Here is a 15,831-nt window from a genome sequence, read left to right on the forward strand (position 1 = left end):
CGCTAGAGAGTGACGGGGACCACTCGTCCGCTGCCGGGGGTCGGGCCCGCCGGGCCCCATCCGGCGGTGAGCATGTAGAGGGTCGAGCCGCCGACCACGCACGAGAAGCAGCCGTCCGCGGCCTCGACGACCCGGTCGACGTCGCCCGATGGCGAGACGCGGACGCAGCGTTTGCCGGGCACTTCGGCGTACCAGATGAAACCCTGATCGAGGCAGATGCCGTCGGGCGCGGAGTCCGGCACGCTCGCCAGCACGCGGCGGTCGGTCAGCTCGCCGCCGGGCGCGATGCGAAACGCGGTGAGCCGGGCGGCGTAGGACTCGGCGACGACGAGCTCGCCGCCGGGCGTGACCACCATCCCGTTGGGGAACATGAGGTCGCCGGCGACGCGGCGGGCCTCACCGTCGGGCGTGACCACCGCCACCAGGCCGGGCACGAACTGCCCGCCGGGGAAGTCGAAGCCGATGCTGTTGACGTAGGCGTTGCCCGCGGCGTCGACGGCGATCTCGTTCCACGGCGCGTCGGCGATCGGGCGCAGGTCGGCGAGCGTGGTGAGCGTGCCGTCGGGCTCCTGGCGCAGCAGCCGCCGCCCGCCGCCGTCGACGACGAGCAGCCGCCCGTCGGGCAGCCAGTCGAAGCACAGCGGGATCGTGTCGAGGCGCAGCATCACCTCGGCCTTGCCGTCCGGGTCGACGGCGAGGATCTCCCCGGCGCCCCAGTTGCCCAGCCACAGCCGCCCGTCGTGCCAGCGCGCCGACTCCGGGATGCCCAAACCGTCCATGAGTGTGTCAGTCATGCCGGTACGTCGCCGCCGCCTCCGGCGTTCTCGACATCCCCGGCGGAGAAATATTCGAGGATGTTCTCCATGGTCGCCTTTCGGCCGTGCTCGACCGCGGCGGCGGCGTCGGCGTCGGTCAGCGCCGCGCGGGCCCGCTCGGCGACCGCCGCCGCCCACGGGCGGGTCTGGTCGGGGCCGCCGCGCACGGTATCGGCGACGCTGCACAGCGTCAGCGCGCGGTAGGGGTCGCCGGCGAGCAGGGCGGCCTCGGCGCCGTCGTCGATCGCCGCGCCGGCCATGGCGGCGTCGAACGCGGCCCGCCCGTAGGCGATCGCGGTGCGCAGCCCCTCGGCCGCGGCAGCGTGCTCGCCGTCGTGCGCCAGGACCAGGGACCGGCCGCTGTGCAGCAGGCCGAGCATCTGCGACGAGACGCGGTTGCCGCCGACGAGCTCGAGAGCGCGGGCGAAGCGGATGCGGGCCTGTTCGATGTCGCCGGCGCGCAGGAAACGGTCGGCGAAGGCGTACTCGACGAAGGCGATGCTGTCGGGCACGCCGGCGCGCAGCGCGGTGCGGCGGGCCTCGGCGAAGACGGCGTCGGCGCGCTCGGCGTCGCCGACGAGCAGGTACTCCTGGCCCAGCCGCACCTCGGTCACCGGCCGGTCCTCGGTGGCGCCGAGCGCGCGGAGGTTGGTGAGGGCCTCCTCGTAGTACCCGATGGCCTCCCGGTGCCGGCCCTCGCGCCCGGCGACCTCGGCCAGCGCCGCCAGCGCGAACGACATGCCCCAGCGCTCGCCGATGCCGCGGAAGCGGTCCAGCGACGCGCGGAACGCGACCTCAGCCTCGCCGAACTTGGCGCCGACGTTGATCAGGGTGTGCCCGACGAGGAGCCGGCCGAGGCCCGCGATCCACGGGTCGGGGTCGTCGGACAGCGTGCCGATGCGCTCGAGCACGCCGCTGGTCGGGCCCTCCCGGTAGAGGAACGCCACGACCTGGAAGAGGCGGAACATGGGGTGCGCCCCGGTGTACCCCATCGCCTCCTGGAACCAGCTGTCCAGCATGTCGGTGTCGCCCAGCCCGTCGAAGCCGTTGACGGCGGCGACGCCGCACGCCATGGCGCGGGCCTCGCGGTCGGACGGGCCGGGCATCGACAGCGCGGCGACGGCCAGGGTGGCGCCCTCGACGCGGTGCCCGCCGAGCCACCAGTACCAGCCGACGACCGAGACGAGCCGCACCGCGAGCTCGGTGTCGCCGGCGGCGATGGCCCGGCGCAGCGCCCCGTGCAGGTTGTCGTGCTCGGCGTTGAGCTCGTCGAGCGCCTCCAGCTGCCGGTCGGTGCGCAGCAGGGGCTCGAGGCGCTCGGCGAGCGCCAGGAACCAGGCGCCGTGCCGGCGCCGGACCTCGTCGGTCTCGCCGTGTTCGTCGAGGCGTTCCAGGCCGTAGGCGCGGATGGTTTCCAGCATGCGGTACCGCAGATCGTCGCCGGCCAGCAGCAGCGACTTCTCGGCGAGCGTCGTGAGCAGCTCCTCCGGGTCGCCGAGGCGCCCGTCCGGGTCGCACACGGCGGCCGCCGACTCCGCGGTGGCGGCGCCCGGGAAGATCGCCAGCCGGCGCAGCATGGCGCGCTCGGGCTCGCCGAGCTGGTCCCAGCTCCAGTCGACGACGGCGCGCAGCGTCTGGTGCCGCGGCAGGGCGGTGCGGCTGCCCCGGGTCAGCAGCCGGAACCGGTCGTCGAGCCGGTCGGCGATCTGCGCCGGTGCGAGGGTGCGGCAGCGCGCGGCGGCGAGCTCGATCGCCAGCGGCATGCCGTCCAGCGCGCGGCAGATGCGCACCGCGGCGTCAACGGTGGCGGCGTCGAGGACGAGCCCCGGTCGTACCGCCGCGGCCCGGTCTCGAAACAAACGGACCGACGGGAACGTCTCGGCGTCGGCGGGCTCGGCGTCGACCGGCGGCAGGGACAGCGGCTCCACGCCGTAGAGCACCTCGCCGGTGATGCCCAGCGGCTCGCGGCTGGTCGCCAGGATGCGCAGGTGCGGCGACTCGCCCAGCAGCCGCTCGGCGAGCGCGGCGGCGGCGCCGATGACGTGCTCGCAGTTGTCGAGGATGAGCAGCAGCCGGCGGTGCGCGAGCGCGTTGGCCAGCCGCCGCGGCGCGTCGGCGGCGTCCGGATCGGGCCCCGCGCCGATCAGCCCCTGCTTCGGGCGCCCGGCCGGGTCGCGCAGCCCGAGCGCCGCCCACACGGCCTGCAGGACGTCGTCCGCGTCGGTGACCGGCGCCAGCTCGACCAGCCACACCCCGTCCGGGATCTGCTCACCGAGCGTGCGACCGGTCTCCACGGACAGGCGCGTCTTGCCCGCGCCGCCCGCCCCGACGAGCGTGACGAGCCGCCCGGCCCCGACGAGCCGCCGGACCGCACCGACCTCGGCGTCCCGCCCAACGAAGCTCGTCAGCGGCGCGCGCAGGTTGCCGGCGGCGGGCTCGCGGCGGTCCCGCTCGGCTTCGCCCCGCAATATCCCTAGGTGTACGTCCACAAGCTGCGCCGACGGGTCCGCGCCCAGCTCCTCGGCGAGGCGGCCCCGGCAGCGCTCGAACGCCGCAAGGGCCTCGGCTCCGCGCCCGGCGTCGGCGAGCGCGCGCATGAGCAGCCCGACGAGCCGCTCGCGCAGCGGATGGGCCGCGACCAGGGCCTCGAGCTCGGCGACGACCCGCTCCCCGATCCCCAGCTCGGCCTCGAGCCGGTCCTCGGTCGCGGCGAAACGCAGCTCGTCGAGGCGGGCCCGCCACGGCCGGGCGAACGCCGCGTCGTCGGCGTCGACCAGCGCCGGCCCGCGCCACAGCCCCTCGGCCGCCCGGAACAGCGCGACCGCGGCCGCCGGCTCGCTACTCTGGGCAGCCCGAGCCTGGCGGACCAGTTCCTCGAACCGCACGTGGTCCACGGCGGAGGGCTCGACGTCGAGCAGATACCCGGTGGGCCGCGCCTGCAGGACCCCTTCGGGCAGCGCCCGGCGCAGCCGCGAGACCAGCGACTGCAGCGCGTTACCGGCCCCCGACGGCGGGTGCTCGCCCCAGACCCCGTCGACCAGCCGCGCGGCGGGCACCACCCGCCCCGGCTCCAGCGCCAGCAGGGTGACCAGCACGCGCAGCCGCGTCCCGCCGACCTCGACGGGCGCGCCGTCGCCGGCGCGGACCTCGAGCGGTCCCAGCAGGCCGATCCACACGCCCCCGATTGTGCTCTCCCGTCGGTGCGGCACCTGCGGAGCTGGTCTAGGGTGCCGTTCGTGGTCCTGCAGCCGATCCACACGGAACGGCTCGTGCTCCGCGAGCCTACCGTTGCCGACGCCGCCGACGTCCTGCTGTTCCGCGGCGATGCGGAGGTCCAGCGGTACAACGACGAGCCGCTGCGCACGGTTGAGGAGTCGGAGGCGTTCATCGAGCACCTCCTGGCCGAAACCGCCGACCTGCGCCGGCACTGGGCGCTGGAGCTGCACAGCCGGGTGATCGGCCTGATGGGCCTGCACAGCTGGCAGCGCTGGCACCGGCGGGCCGAGCTCGGCTACGACATCGCCCGCGAGCACTGGGGCAACGGCTACGCCGCCGAGGCGGCACATTCGATCCTGCGCTACGGCTTCACCACGATGCGCCTGCACCGCATCCAGGCCCACACCATCGCCGACAACCACCGCTCGGTGCGCCTGCTCACGTCGCTCGGCTTCACCCGCGAGGGCACGATGCGGGACTTCTCCCTGGAACTCGACGGCCACTACCACGACAGCGCCGTCTTCGGCCTGCTCCGCCCGCAGTGGTCGGCCACCCTCATCCAGCGCGGTCCGTAGGCAACGGCGGAAAGTGTCGTACCCGGCGACTAGGGTCAGTTGCATGACGTACGCCGAGGTGAACGGGGTCTCCTTGTGGTACGAGGAGCATGGGGACGGCGAGCCGCTGGTGCTGTTGCACGGCGGGTTCTGGACGATCGAGCTGTTCGGCGGGTTCCTGACGGCGCTGGCGGAGCGAAGGCGGGTCATCGCCGTCGAGCTGCAGGGACACGGGCACACGGCGGACGTCGACCGGCCGTTGCGATACGAGACGATGGGCGACGACATCGCCGCGCTCATCCGCCACCTCGGCCTCGGCCGCACCGACGTGCTCGGCTACTCCCTCGGCGCGGGCACGGCCCTGCGGACCACGATCCAGCACCCGGACGCGGTGCGGCGCCTGATCGTGGTGTCGACCCCGGTGCGGCGCACGGGCTGGTTCCCGGAGGTGCTGGCCGGCATGGCCCAAATCGGGCCGGAGTCGGCGGAGGTCATGCGCGCCTCACCGCTCTACGCCGGCTACGAGCGGGTGGCCCCGCGGGTCGAGGACTGGCCGGTGCTGGCCACGAAGATGGGCGACCTGCTGCGCCGCGACTACGACTGGTCGGCGGAGGCCGCCCGCATCACCGCACCCACCATGCTGGTCTACGCCGACGCCGACTCCATCCCGCCGTCCCACATGGCCGAGTTCTACGCCCTGCTCGGGGGCGGGCTGCGCGACGCGGACTGGGACGGCTCGAAGCGCGGCCTCAACCGCCTCGCGATCCTGCCCGGCCACACGCACTACGACATCACGACGGCCCCGGCCCTTCCCGATCTGATCGAGGAGTTCCTCTCGACTTCCAGCTGACCCGCCGCCCGGGCCGCCGGCCGGTCGGGCAGCACCCAACGCGGCGCCGCACGTGCTCGACCAGCTGCCCGCCGCCTGGGCCGCGGACCGGCGAAGGAAGCACCAACGCGGCGGCGCACGTGCTCGAACGGGGGAAGCCGATCGTCCGGCGGCCAACGCGACGATCGGCAGCGCACGGCGGCCGCGGCGCCGATCAATTCCGGTTTCCGCAGGTAGACGATGCGGCGATGACCATTCGCCGTCTCATCGTCGCCCTCGCCGCGGCGTCCGTGACCGCCACCGGACTGGCCGCCTGCGGCCCGGACGGGACGTCGGCCCAGCACACGGGCTGGCTCGTCGCGGGCGCCTCGGCATCGCCGTCTTCCTCGGCATCGCCGTCGGCGTCGGCGTCGCAGGAGATGTCGCCGGTCCCCGCGGCCACTGCCACGGTGCCGACCGTCGCGCCGCCGAGTGTGCCGACTACGGGGCCGGCCGGGAAGAACCCCACTCCGGGGGCGCCGCACACTACCACCAAGCCGCCGGCGCCGAAGACCACGCCGCCCGCGCCGCCGGCCGGAAAGCCGGTCACGCCGGGGGCGTTCTGCTCACCGGAAGGGGCGATCGGGTACACATCGGCCGGCACGCTGATGCAGTGCATCCGCAAGCCCGGCGAAGCTCGCGCCCGCTGGCGCAAGCCCTAGCCGGCCGGGATCTTCGTGGAGTCGGGCGGTGCCGGCCGCAGGTAGCGATCCCAGATCTGTGCACGTCGGTACAGGCCGTCGCCGGCGGCGTCGAGCTGTGGGGTGTCGAAGCTGACCCAGTACTTGAGCTCGCCGGGGCGGGCCATGGCGTGCACCACCGGCTCCGGCGCGCCGACCGTGTCGATCACGCCGAGGAACTCGGCCTGCCAAGGGCCGTCCCACTCGGGGTCCTTGACGACCCGCACCCGGGTTCCGGCGGGTAGCGCGCCCGCGGGCCATTGCCGGCTCAGCGGGCGACCCAGCACGTGTTCGGCCGCTTCGCGATCTCGACGCGCTCGCGAGCCCTCCGGCGGTTCACTGTTCATCGGGGCGATGATCCTACGGTCCTCGCGTGGAGGACGAGGAATTTCGGCCGTCGGCCGCGCTCGTCGAGGCTGTTCCCGCGTCACATGAGGTACCGTTGCGGGAAACATAGCCGGCTATTCGAAGGAGGGCTCGGTGTCGTCGCCGGGCGATCATGCGCCGGTCGGGTATGCGCTGGCGCTCGTGGCCTTCGCGCACCGGGGGCGGATGCAGAGGCTGCTCGCCGAGCAGGGGTTGCACCTCGGGCAGGAACGCGTCGTGTTCGAGCTGGCGCAGACGCCGGGGATCTCGCAGACCTCGCTCGCCGCGCGGCTCGGGGTCGAGCAGCCGACCGTTGCGAAAGCCGTCGCGCGGATGGCGCGGCAGGGCCTCGTACGGGTCGAGCGGGAAGGGCGCGGCAGCCGGCTGTTCCTGACCGAGCGCGGGGCGGGGCTGCTCGACGGCGTCGTGGGCTGCTGGCGCGAGGTCGAGGACGTGATGGTTCGCGATCTCAGTGCGGACGAACGGGTGCAGCTACGGGGACTGCTGCGGCGGTGTGCCGACAACCTGACGGGGAAGGAGCCGGACGACGATGGATCTCGGGCTTGAAGGGCGCTGCGTGCTGGTGACGGGGGCCAGTTCGGGCATCGGGCGGGCGACCGCCGTCGCGTTCGGGGCGGCGGGGGCGCGGGTGGCGGTGGGGTACCACATCAATGAAACGGGAGCGGCGGAAACGGTCTCGGCGGTCGAGACGGGCGGAGGGACGGCCGCCGCGGTCCGGCTCGATCTCGGGGACGAGCGCTCAATCGCGGGCGCTGTCGAGCGCATCGGCGAGATGTGGGGGCCCGTCGACGTACTGGTGAACAATGCCGTTGCATGGCCGGGCTTCCCGGCGGCCGGGGAGACGTTCGAGACCGCGCCCGTCGAGAAGATGCGGGCCTCGCTGCGGGCCAACCTCGAGGGGCCCTACCTGCTGAGCCGGGCGGTGGTCGGCGGCATGCGCCGGCGCGGGTGGGGGCGGATCGCGCACGTGTCGACGGGGCTGGTCGAGGACGGGATGCCGGGCAGTGCCGCGTACGTCACCGCGAAGGCGGGGCTGCACGGGCTCAACCGGGTGATGTCGCGGGAGCTGGCGGCGGCCGGCATCCTGACCAACGTGGTCATGGCCGGGTTCGTGCCGGCCGGGAAGCCGATCCCGCCGGCGGTACAGCAACAGGCCGCCGACGCCGCGGCGATCCGGCGCGTCAGCGAGGCCGGCGAGGTCGCGGAGGTGATCGTGTTCCTGTGCTCGGCGCGCAACACCAATGTCACCGGGCAGGCCGTGCGGGCCGACGGGCATTTTCTCACGCCGATGCCGAAGGGCGCCGGGACCTGACGGGCCCGGCGCCCCCGTGGCGGGTCAGGTGCCGTAGACCTGGAACTCCCACAGCGAGTAGCCGTAGGCGGTGGCCCGCTGGGTGCCGTTCATGCGCACGTAGCGGCCCGAGCCGGTCACGTTGAGCGTCTGGTTGCCGCCCGTGCCCGTGGTGGTGCTGTAGATGGTGGTCCAGGTGGTGCCGTCGTTGGACGTCTGGACCTGGAAGGCGCGCGCGTAGGCGGCCTCCCAGTTCAGGTTCACCTTGCTGATGCTGTGCGTGGCGCCGAGGTCGACGCTCAGCCACTGCGGGTCGCTGAAGGCGCTCGACCAGCGGGTGCCGGTGTTGCCGTCGGTGGCGAGGGCCGCCCCGGTGCCGGCGTTCTCGGTCGACGACGCGGTGGTCGGGTGGCCCTGCGAGAGCAGGTTGGCGCCGCCGGTGCCGCCGCCCGGGGTGCCGGCGAGGCCGAACTCGTACAGCGAGTAGCCGTACGCGGTGGCCCGCTGCGTGCCGTACATGCGCACGTAGCGGCCGGAGCCGGTCACGTTGAGCGTCTGGTTGCCGCCGGTGCCGGTCGTGGTGCTGTAGATGCTCGTCCAGTTGGTGCCGTCGTTGGACGTCTGGATCTGGAAGGCCCTGGCGTAGGCGGCCTCCCAGTTCAGGTTGACGCTGGTGATGTTGTACGACTGGCCCAGGTCGACCTGCAGCCACTGCGGGTCGCTGAACGCGCTCGACCAGCGGGTGCCGGTGTTGCCGTCGGTGGCGTTGCCGGCGCCGAGGGTGGCGTTCTCGCTCGAGGAGGCCGTGGTCGGCTTGCCCTGGGCGATGTTGTTGCCGGGCGGGGGCGTGGTCGTGGTGCCGCCCTTCTTGTTGTACACGGCCACCCAGTCGATGTTCATCTGCGCGCCGGAGATGGTGCTGGCGTTGGGGCCGCCGCCGAACGCATCGGGGAAGCCGCCGCCCATCGCCAGGTCGTAGATGATGAAGAACGGGTGGTGCACGGCGTTGTTCCACGTCGTCGCGTCCACGCGGGTCGCGGGCAGCGTGAAGTAGTTGGCGCCGTCGAGGTACCAGCGGATCTCCTCCGGCGACTTGGACCGGTCGATCTCCACGGCGTAGGTGTGGTACCCGGTCTGGCAGCCCGCGCAGGCGCGCTCACCGCTGCCGAGGCCGGTCGACTCGTTGCACGGGCCGCCCGGGTTGGTACCGCAGTGCAGCGTCCCGAAGACCGAGCTGCGCCCGTTGATGTCCTCGAGGATGTCGACCTCGCCGCTGGTCGGCCACGGGGTGCCGCTGCGCAGCGTCGAGCCGAGCATCCAGAACGCCGGCCAGTACCCGGCGCCGTTGGCGGTCGTCACGTTGGGCTGCTGGATCGAGGACTCCATGCGCACCACGTCGCCCGCGTCGGCGCCGAACGTGGCCGCCTGCGTCTCGATGCGCCCGGAGGTCCAGCCCGCCCGCGGGTCGGTGCCCGAGTGCAGGGCGCGCAGCACCAGGTGCCCGCCGCCGTCCTGGAAGACGTTGGCGGTGCTGTTGGTCATGGTCTCGATCTCGCCGGTGCCGAAGCTGCTGCCCGGCCCGGTGTCGTACTTCCACGTGCCCGTGTTGACGCCGGTGCCCGCGGCCCCGTTGAACTCGTCGCTCCAGGTCAGCGTGAACCCGGGCGGCGGTGCGGGTGCTGCCGCGGCCGCGGCGACGGCGGCGCTGTCGCTGCCGGACGTGCCGGCGTAGGCGACCGCGGTCAGGCCGACCAGCGCCACCGTGGCAGCGGCGGTGATGGCGGCGGTCCACACGCGGCGGCGTGGACGCTCTTGATCGGGGTTGTGCATGGCTCTCCTCGTGGGGTGTGCGCCCGACCGGCCGCTCGGTTGGGGTGCCGACGGCGGATCGGCACGGCCCCGGGCGGGCGCTGTGAGAGTGAGATAGAGAGCGCTCTCTCAGTCGCACGCTACCCCCATCGCCCCCAGGGCCGTCAAGTGGGGAGAGCGATTTCCTGCCGGGATCGGCCCGGCTTCGGCGAGGGTCCGGCAGGGGTGGCCATTCATTGACATTCATCAGTGCCGCTCGGATCCTGACCGCACCCCCCACGAAGGGAATCCAGGATGAGCCACCGCATCCGGGCCGCGTTCACCGCCGCGGCCGCCACCGTCGTCACCGCCGTAGCCGTCGGGGCGTTCGCACCCGCCGCGCATGCCGCGGTCGACACGACCCGCACCCCGGGCCTGGCCAGCTACACAGTCACGCTCACCAGCAACAGCACCGGCGCCTCGTGGACCGGCCACGAGGCGGTCACGTTCACCAACACCTCACCCACCGCCTTGGCGGAGGTCTACCTGCGCCTGTGGGACAACTACCACGGCACGTGCCCGTCGAGCACTCCGATCACGGTCAGCAATTTCTCCGGGGGTACCGCGGAATCGCTCACCGTCGGGTGCACAGCGCTCAAGGTGACGCTGCCGGCGCCCCTGCCCCAGAACGCCTCCGCGTCCATCGGGTTCGACCTGAGCATCACGGTGCCGAGCGGCGCGGACCGGTTCGGCCGCGACGGGGCGTACAACTTCATCGGCAACGCCCTCCCGGTGCTCGCCGTGCGTGACGGCACGGGTTGGCACCTCGACCCGTACACGAACAACGGCGAGTCGTTCTACAGCCTCATCAGCGACTTCGACGTCACCCTGGACCACCCGACGTCGCTCGCCGTCCCCGCGACGGGCACGTCGACCGACACCCCCGGCGCCAGCGGCCGCACGTTGACCCACGCCGTCGCAGCGCAGGTCCGCGACTTCGCCTGGGCCGCCGGCCCGTTCACGAAGATCACGGGCGTCTCCGCGGCCGGTTACCGAGTCAACGTGTACCGCACGAGCTCCATCAGCTCGTCCAGCGCCCAGTCGATGCTCACCACGGCCGAGAACGCCTTGGACGCGCACTCGTCGCGCTTCGGCGCGTACCCGTACACCGAGGCCGACGTCGTGCTGGACAACAACTTCTGGTTCGGCGGCATGGAGTACCCGGGCTTCGTCCTGGACGTGGTCTCGAGCAACGCCCTGGCCCACGAGCTGGCGCACCAGTGGTTTTATGGGATCGTCGGCGACGACGAGTACACCACACCGTGGCTGGACGAGGCTTTCACCGACTACGCCACGGACCTGTACTTCAACCGCACCGGCACGAACTGCTGGAACTCGGTAACATGGCAGTCCTCGAGCGAGCGCCTGACCAGCTCGATGGCCTACTGGGACGCCCATTCCAGCCGCTACTCCACCGTCGTCTACGGCTACGGCAAATGCGCCCTGCACGACCTGCGCCGAACTTTGGGCACGACGACGATGACGAACCTGATGCACTCGTACGCCCAGTCCCACTGGTACGGCGTCTCCACCGTCCCCGACTTCAAGGCCGCCGCCCAGGCCGCCGCGGGCTCGACGAGCCTCGCGTCGTTCTGGACCACGCACCGCATCGACGGCTGACGGCCGGTCCGGTTGCATTAGTCTGTTCGGCGGAGGCGTGAGGGCGGCTGGTGCCCCTCCCGGTCTTCAAAACCGAGGTGGCCCGGCACCCGGGCCAGGCGGGTTCGATTCCCGTCCGTCTCCGCCACCTGCAAGGTCGCGCGAAAGCCGCGTGACCTGCGCATCTACGGCAAACGGAGCCTGGGACCCGATCGGGCCATCGAATCCCACTGAGCCATTCCGCGTAACGGTGGGTGACGTTGGGTAGTCGCCTGTCCACCGGCTTCGGTGACACGCCGAACCTGTAGGTTTCGGCGTCCATGCGGGGCTCGGGTCGACCCGAGCCCCGCGTTCGAGCGAACGCCGCCGACGCGGCCGCCTATGCGCCCGAGGTGGCCGAGATGGCCTTGAGTGCCGTGTCGAGTGCCTGGTCTGCCGGGACGGGTACATCGGGGACCACTCCGACGCCTTCCCAGTTGCTGCCGGTGACGCTGTTGATGGTCCGGGCGGTCGGCACGGTCACGAGGATGTGTTCGGTGACCGCGTAGCGGGCCGTCGGATGCGCGCCGCCACGTGTCGTCTCACCGACGACGACGGCCCGGCCGTGCGCCTGAAGGGTGTACGCCACGTCCTCGCCCCCGGAGAACGTAATCGCGCTGGTGAGCACGTAGACCGGGCGGTCGGCATAGCGCGGCGCGGGAAGGTGCGCGGTCGTCCAGAACTGGCGTGTGGCGCCGGTGGACCGCTCGTAGAAGTCGTTGAGGTGCACCTGGTCGTCGCGGAAGAAGTAGCTGCACCACATCGCGGCTCCCTCCGGTGCTCCGCCGGAGCATGCGCGCAGGTCCAGGACGAGCGCGGAGCTGTGGGCGACCAGTTGCATGGCCCCGCCGATCGCGCCGGCGCCTTCGACGGCGTACGCGATGCGCCGCAGGTCGATGAGCCCGACGTTCCCGTCCAAGTGCTCGACACGGCGGATCCCCTGGTTCTCCGCCCTGAGCAGCGCGAGGAACGCGGCCCGCCCCTCGTCCTCGTCCGCTGGATCCAGCGACTGCGGCTGGTCCGCCCACAGCAGCCGCAGATGCTTGTCCGGGCACACCTGCTGAAGGTCAGCGGTCACCGTCTCGCAGAGCACCGGCCCGTCCAGGTCGTCGTACTCGCCTGCCGCGAGACGGCGCCGGATCGCGGCGTCGATGTCCCCGACCTTCTCGGGAAAGACGTACCCTGCCTCGATGCGATCCAGGGCCTGTCCGATTATCTGTTCGTTTGTGAGCACGGCGGGCCATGGTAGACCGCAAGCAGCCTGATGACCGCCGAATTTTCGCGCAGGCCCAGGCGCCACGAGGTGTGGCCGTCGGCGCCCCCGCCCGCTGGGAACCTCCCATGAAGGCCAGGGCGCAGGCGTTATTGAGACCACGTGTTACCTAGATGGTGGGCTTGATCAGTCGCTTGTAGCAGCACAGCGCTGCGACGAGACCGAGGAAGGAAGGCCAGGTAGTTGCGGGGGTCGTGTTCGTAGCGGGGCCGAGCGTGCGGTAGCCGATCAGCCAGGGAAATTGGCCGCTCGATGACCATCGGTGCCGTCCCAGCCGCTGTGTTGGGCTTCACTTGAACTCGCCCAGATCAGTCTCGGGACGTGGGTGACACGTCCGGGCTAGACGATCATGCGATCGGAGGGTGTGGATCGCTGCCAGGCTGCCGGCGTGCATCGAGCCATTCGCGGTGGTTCCACAACACCGGCATAGCGCCCACTGGTTCGAACGCGATCTGCGGATCGTCGCTCTGGACCAGGCACAGCATCCGGTGGCCGATCAACGCCGCCGACCGGGCCTGCCCGGCAATGATGTCCAAGACCTCGGCGGCGCACCGAGGATCTGCCTCAGCAAAGGCGTGGTAGCCGTTGAAGGCGATAAGGAGACCGGTTGCTTCCCGTGTGGTGCCGTACCGGTAGGCGACGACATCCCGCAGGCAGTCGTTAAGCGCGTCGAGGTTGTGTCCGTAGTAGTCGGGAAAGTCCAGAGCGCTGGCAACCTCACGATGCATGTCTGCTTCCGTCGCCCAGCGTCGCGCGTCGAGATGCACGACCGTGTATCCATGGCCAGCCAGCCATTGAACGGCCTCATCGAAGACGCTGGGACGCCAGAACAGCGTCACGAACGTGTTGGCCATCAACCGGTAGTCAAGCCGCCGAGCATCAGCATCACGATCAAACGCGGTCACCGCCACACGATAGGCGAACCGGGCCGACACAACCTACCGATCTTGTCACCGAGGTCCTGATACCGATGTGTCACGGAGGTCCTGAGACCGGACAAAGACTACGGTCCGGCACCGCCACCCTGCAGAGCCGGCACCAGGTGTCGGCGAGCGTTGCTCGCCGCCGAACGGCGTCAGGTGGTGGGGCGAGCCTCGCCGCGGACCCAGTCGGGACCGTCGCGATGGATGGTGCATGACCAGCCCAACTGGCGCAGGTCGAGGGTCAGCTGGCCCGGATCCACGAAGTTCTTGACGATGCGGAACGTGGTGCCGTCGTTCAGGCGGCGTTCGACGATCTCATCGCGGCCCGGGACGTACGCCTCCTTGCCGCGCTCGCCCACATGCTCGTCGATGAACAGTACCCGCCCGTCGGCGGCGAGCAGGCCGCGCAGCGTCTGCCAGAACTGTGCCATCCGGTCGGTCGGGACGTGGGAGAGCCACGCCGAGAAGAACACCACGTCGAAACGGATGCCCGGCTGCCACGTGAAGATGTCGGCGACCTCGAAGGTGACGTTCGCCGAGCGGACCCGGTCGCGGGCGATCGCCAGAGCCTCGGGGGCGGCGTCGGTCGCGGTCAGGGTGGCGGCGTGGTGGGCCAGGGCCTCCGTCCACAGGCCGGTCCCGCAGGCGATCTCCAGGACGTGGCCGGCGGGGTGCATGTCCGCGACCAGGCGGGCGATGCGCGCTCGGGCCGCCGTGACGTCGCCGTATGCCGTCGCGTCGTACTCGGCTGCCCGGCGGCGGTAGTAGTCGACCTGGCCGGCCAGCACCTCGTCGATCATCCCGCCATCATGACACGGCACCGCGCCGAGGAGACGCCGAAGTACGGGCGCCTAGCCGGAACCATGACAAGTTCATGCAGTTCAGCGCGCAGGGTCGACAGGGGGTGTCGACGGCAACTCGACGACCACACCGCGCCGCGGTCGTTGGCATGCGCATCAACAGCCTATCGAGGTGGATAACCATGAGCGTCGCCACCGCGATACGCTGCTCGTATGCGCGCCATCGCCGCGGTCGCCATCAGTTTGGCGGTCTCTCTCGTCGGCGCAGCTCTGGTTGTCAATCTACGCGGCTTCACCGCCTGGTTCGCCCGAGAATCGGTGCGCCATTCCCCAAACAACCTGTTCAACCCGTGGGCCTCGCCGCCTGGCCCGCGGGAGGTCGCCGGACGGGTGCGGGACGCGATGGCGCTCGCCCGCATCGTCGGCCTCATCTTCGCCGGGGCCGGCCTGTTCATGCTCAACGACGCCTTTACCCTGCTGGATGGCTGACCCCGCTCACAATTCAAGCGGTGGCCGGACCTCGCGGCTAACACGGCCGCTGGCGCCGCCGCAGGCCACGGCAAATCGGCGGCAACAGCAACCCGGCGGACGCCTGTTGTCGCTGCCAGCGTTGCGCGGCGTCCGGTCTTCACACCGAGATGGCCCGGCATCCGGGCCACGCGGGTTCGATTCCTGTCCGTCTCCGCCACCCAGATCCGGACATTATCGTCGCATTCGACGGCGAGTTCGGTGTCGCTGACGGTCATGGTGACGGTTTGCCGGCGTGGGCGAGGCCGGGTGCGATCTTCTGCCCGGCGATCACGATCCGCCGCTGTTGCTGGCCCGCCGTTCGACCTGGACCGGGCCCGTCGCCAGCTGCGGTGCGGGACCGGCGCGCCGGGCGGACCGTAGCCGGGCAATCTCGGCCGGGTAGGGGTTTGTGCCGGGCGGCGCATCCGGAACGACCGATCCGAATGGTTGCCTGGTCTGTCGGCACGGACCGGAGTCATCGCCTGCTGGTGTGGTGACGGTGCGTGCAAGGGTGTGGTACTCATCGGCGGGAATGTCTTGCGAGTGGGAGTCCGACATGGATGCGGATCTGGTCAGGGCGGTCGTGCCGTACGTGACGGCAGCGGTCGCGGCGTACGGCACGGCGGTGGTGGACCGAGTCCGCGACGCGGCCGTGGACGCCACTGCGGATGCGACTGTAGGCATGGGGCGACGGTTGCTGCACCGCATCCTGCACCTCGACAGGCCGGACGAGGCCGCTGACTCGCCGGTTGGGGCGGCGGTGGCGGATCTGGCCGAGCAACCCGACGACCCGGATCGGGTGGCAGCATTGCGGGTGCAGTTGCGCAAGGCCATCCTCGCCGATCCGGCCCTGGCCGCCGACCTGGCCTCGCTGCTGCCGACCGGCCCGGCGGCGTCGGGAGAGCGGTCGGTGGCGGTGCAGCACAACAGCGGGATCGTGCAGACCGGCGACGGCGCACAGGCGTGGCAACGCCAGGGGTAGGCTCCCCCGGCCACGACTCGACCCCCGCCGGCCGAGGCCCGGTCGT

The 15,831-nt window shown here is 71.6% G+C and carries 14 protein-coding genes, 1 tRNA gene and 1 pseudogene; 9 read left to right on the plus strand and 7 right to left on the minus strand.

Features of this window, described 5'->3' with window-relative positions; genetic code table 11:
- Nucleotides 1-2: 2 nt before the first annotated feature.
- Entirely contained in the window at nt 3-794 is a 792-nt protein-coding gene (locus ABD901_RS37455; protein ID WP_345134567.1) for an SMP-30/gluconolactonase/LRE family protein, read from the minus strand.
- Nucleotides 791-3,991: an AfsR/SARP family transcriptional regulator gene (locus ABD901_RS37460; protein ID WP_345134569.1), complete on the minus strand. Its 3,201-nt coding sequence runs from the start codon at nt 3,989-3,991 to the stop codon at nt 791-793. The genes ABD901_RS37455 and ABD901_RS37460 overlap by 4 nt, the downstream gene beginning before the upstream one ends.
- Before the next feature lie 60 nt (nt 3,992-4,051).
- On the opposite strand from ABD901_RS37460, the gene ABD901_RS37465 reads away from it, so the two are divergent.
- The 3 genes and pseudogenes from ABD901_RS37465 (at nt 4,052) to ABD901_RS37475 (ending at nt 6,115) form a co-directional block, all read left to right on the plus strand.
- The gene (locus tag ABD901_RS37465) at nt 4,052-4,606 is read left to right on the plus strand and encodes a GNAT family N-acetyltransferase (protein ID WP_345134571.1); all 555 of its coding nucleotides are present in this window, start codon (nt 4,052-4,054) and stop codon (nt 4,604-4,606) included.
- Between the two features lie 43 nt (nt 4,607-4,649).
- Nucleotides 4,650-5,445: pseudogene (locus tag ABD901_RS37470) on the plus strand (alpha/beta fold hydrolase); the annotation flags it as partial.
- Between the two features lie 217 nt (nt 5,446-5,662).
- Nucleotides 5,663-6,115, plus strand: a complete 453-nt coding sequence (locus ABD901_RS37475) for a hypothetical protein (protein WP_345134575.1) — start codon at nt 5,663-5,665, stop codon at nt 6,113-6,115.
- Here the strand turns inward: ABD901_RS37475 and ABD901_RS37480 are convergent.
- Complete coding sequence (locus ABD901_RS37480; RefSeq protein WP_345134577.1) at nt 6,112-6,480, minus strand: hypothetical protein; 369 nt, start codon at nt 6,478-6,480, stop codon at nt 6,112-6,114. The two genes, ABD901_RS37475 and ABD901_RS37480, sit on opposite strands and share 4 nt — an antisense overlap.
- A gap of 133 nt (nt 6,481-6,613) precedes the next feature.
- On the opposite strand from ABD901_RS37480, the gene ABD901_RS37485 reads away from it, so the two are divergent.
- Together ABD901_RS37485 and ABD901_RS37490 are read left to right on the plus strand one after the other, a co-directional pair.
- Complete coding sequence (locus tag ABD901_RS37485; RefSeq protein ID WP_345134579.1) at nt 6,614-7,066, plus strand: MarR family winged helix-turn-helix transcriptional regulator; 453 nt, start codon at nt 6,614-6,616, stop codon at nt 7,064-7,066.
- Nucleotides 7,050-7,832: an SDR family NAD(P)-dependent oxidoreductase gene (locus ABD901_RS37490; RefSeq protein ID WP_345134582.1), complete on the plus strand. Its 783-nt coding sequence runs from the start codon at nt 7,050-7,052 to the stop codon at nt 7,830-7,832. The genes ABD901_RS37485 and ABD901_RS37490 overlap by 17 nt, the downstream gene beginning before the upstream one ends.
- A gap of 24 nt (nt 7,833-7,856) precedes the next feature.
- Here ABD901_RS37490 and ABD901_RS37495 read toward each other — a convergent pair whose 3' ends face one another.
- Nucleotides 7,857-9,641: a galactose-binding domain-containing protein gene (locus ABD901_RS37495; RefSeq protein WP_345134584.1), complete on the minus strand. Its 1,785-nt coding sequence runs from the start codon at nt 9,639-9,641 to the stop codon at nt 7,857-7,859.
- 273 nt (nt 9,642-9,914) lie between these two features.
- On the opposite strand from ABD901_RS37495, the gene ABD901_RS37500 reads away from it, so the two are divergent.
- Nucleotides 9,915-11,279 carry a M1 family metallopeptidase gene (locus ABD901_RS37500; protein ID WP_345134586.1) on the plus strand — a complete coding sequence of 455 codons (1,365 nt, stop codon included), beginning with the start codon at nt 9,915-9,917 and terminating at the stop codon, nt 11,277-11,279.
- A 31-nt stretch (nt 11,280-11,310) separates the two neighbouring features.
- A tRNA-Sec gene (locus tag ABD901_RS37505) sits at nt 11,311-11,406 on the plus strand.
- Between the two features lie 231 nt (nt 11,407-11,637).
- Here the strand turns inward: ABD901_RS37505 and ABD901_RS37510 are convergent.
- The 3 genes from ABD901_RS37510 to ABD901_RS37520 all read right to left on the minus strand — a co-directional run bounded on the left by ABD901_RS37510 (nt 11,638) and on the right by ABD901_RS37520 (nt 14,293).
- Nucleotides 11,638-12,531, minus strand: a complete 894-nt coding sequence (locus tag ABD901_RS37510; RefSeq protein WP_345134588.1) for a S41 family peptidase — start codon at nt 12,529-12,531, stop codon at nt 11,638-11,640.
- A gap of 386 nt (nt 12,532-12,917) precedes the next feature.
- Nucleotides 12,918-13,424, minus strand: coding sequence for a barstar family protein (locus tag ABD901_RS37515; protein WP_345134775.1), 507 nt, complete (start codon nt 13,422-13,424; stop codon nt 12,918-12,920).
- A 221-nt stretch (nt 13,425-13,645) separates the two neighbouring features.
- On the minus strand, nt 13,646-14,293 hold the full coding sequence (locus ABD901_RS37520) for a class I SAM-dependent methyltransferase (protein ID WP_345134590.1): 648 nt from the start codon (nt 14,291-14,293) through the stop codon (nt 13,646-13,648).
- A 213-nt stretch (nt 14,294-14,506) separates the two neighbouring features.
- Between ABD901_RS37520 and ABD901_RS37525 the strand changes: the two genes are divergently transcribed.
- Both ABD901_RS37525 and ABD901_RS37530 read left to right on the plus strand, forming a co-directional pair.
- Nucleotides 14,507-14,782 carry a hypothetical protein gene (locus tag ABD901_RS37525; protein ID WP_345134592.1) on the plus strand — a complete coding sequence of 92 codons (276 nt, stop codon included), beginning with the start codon at nt 14,507-14,509 and terminating at the stop codon, nt 14,780-14,782.
- Between the two features lie 577 nt (nt 14,783-15,359).
- The gene (locus ABD901_RS37530) at nt 15,360-15,785 is read left to right on the plus strand and encodes a hypothetical protein (protein WP_345134594.1); all 426 of its coding nucleotides are present in this window, start codon (nt 15,360-15,362) and stop codon (nt 15,783-15,785) included.
- The last annotated feature ends 46 nt before the right edge of the window (nt 15,786-15,831 follow it).

It is taken from the genome of Dactylosporangium darangshiense (assembly GCF_039537565.1).
In the GTDB taxonomy this organism is placed as follows: Bacteria; Actinomycetota; Actinomycetes; order Mycobacteriales; family Micromonosporaceae; genus Dactylosporangium; species Dactylosporangium darangshiense.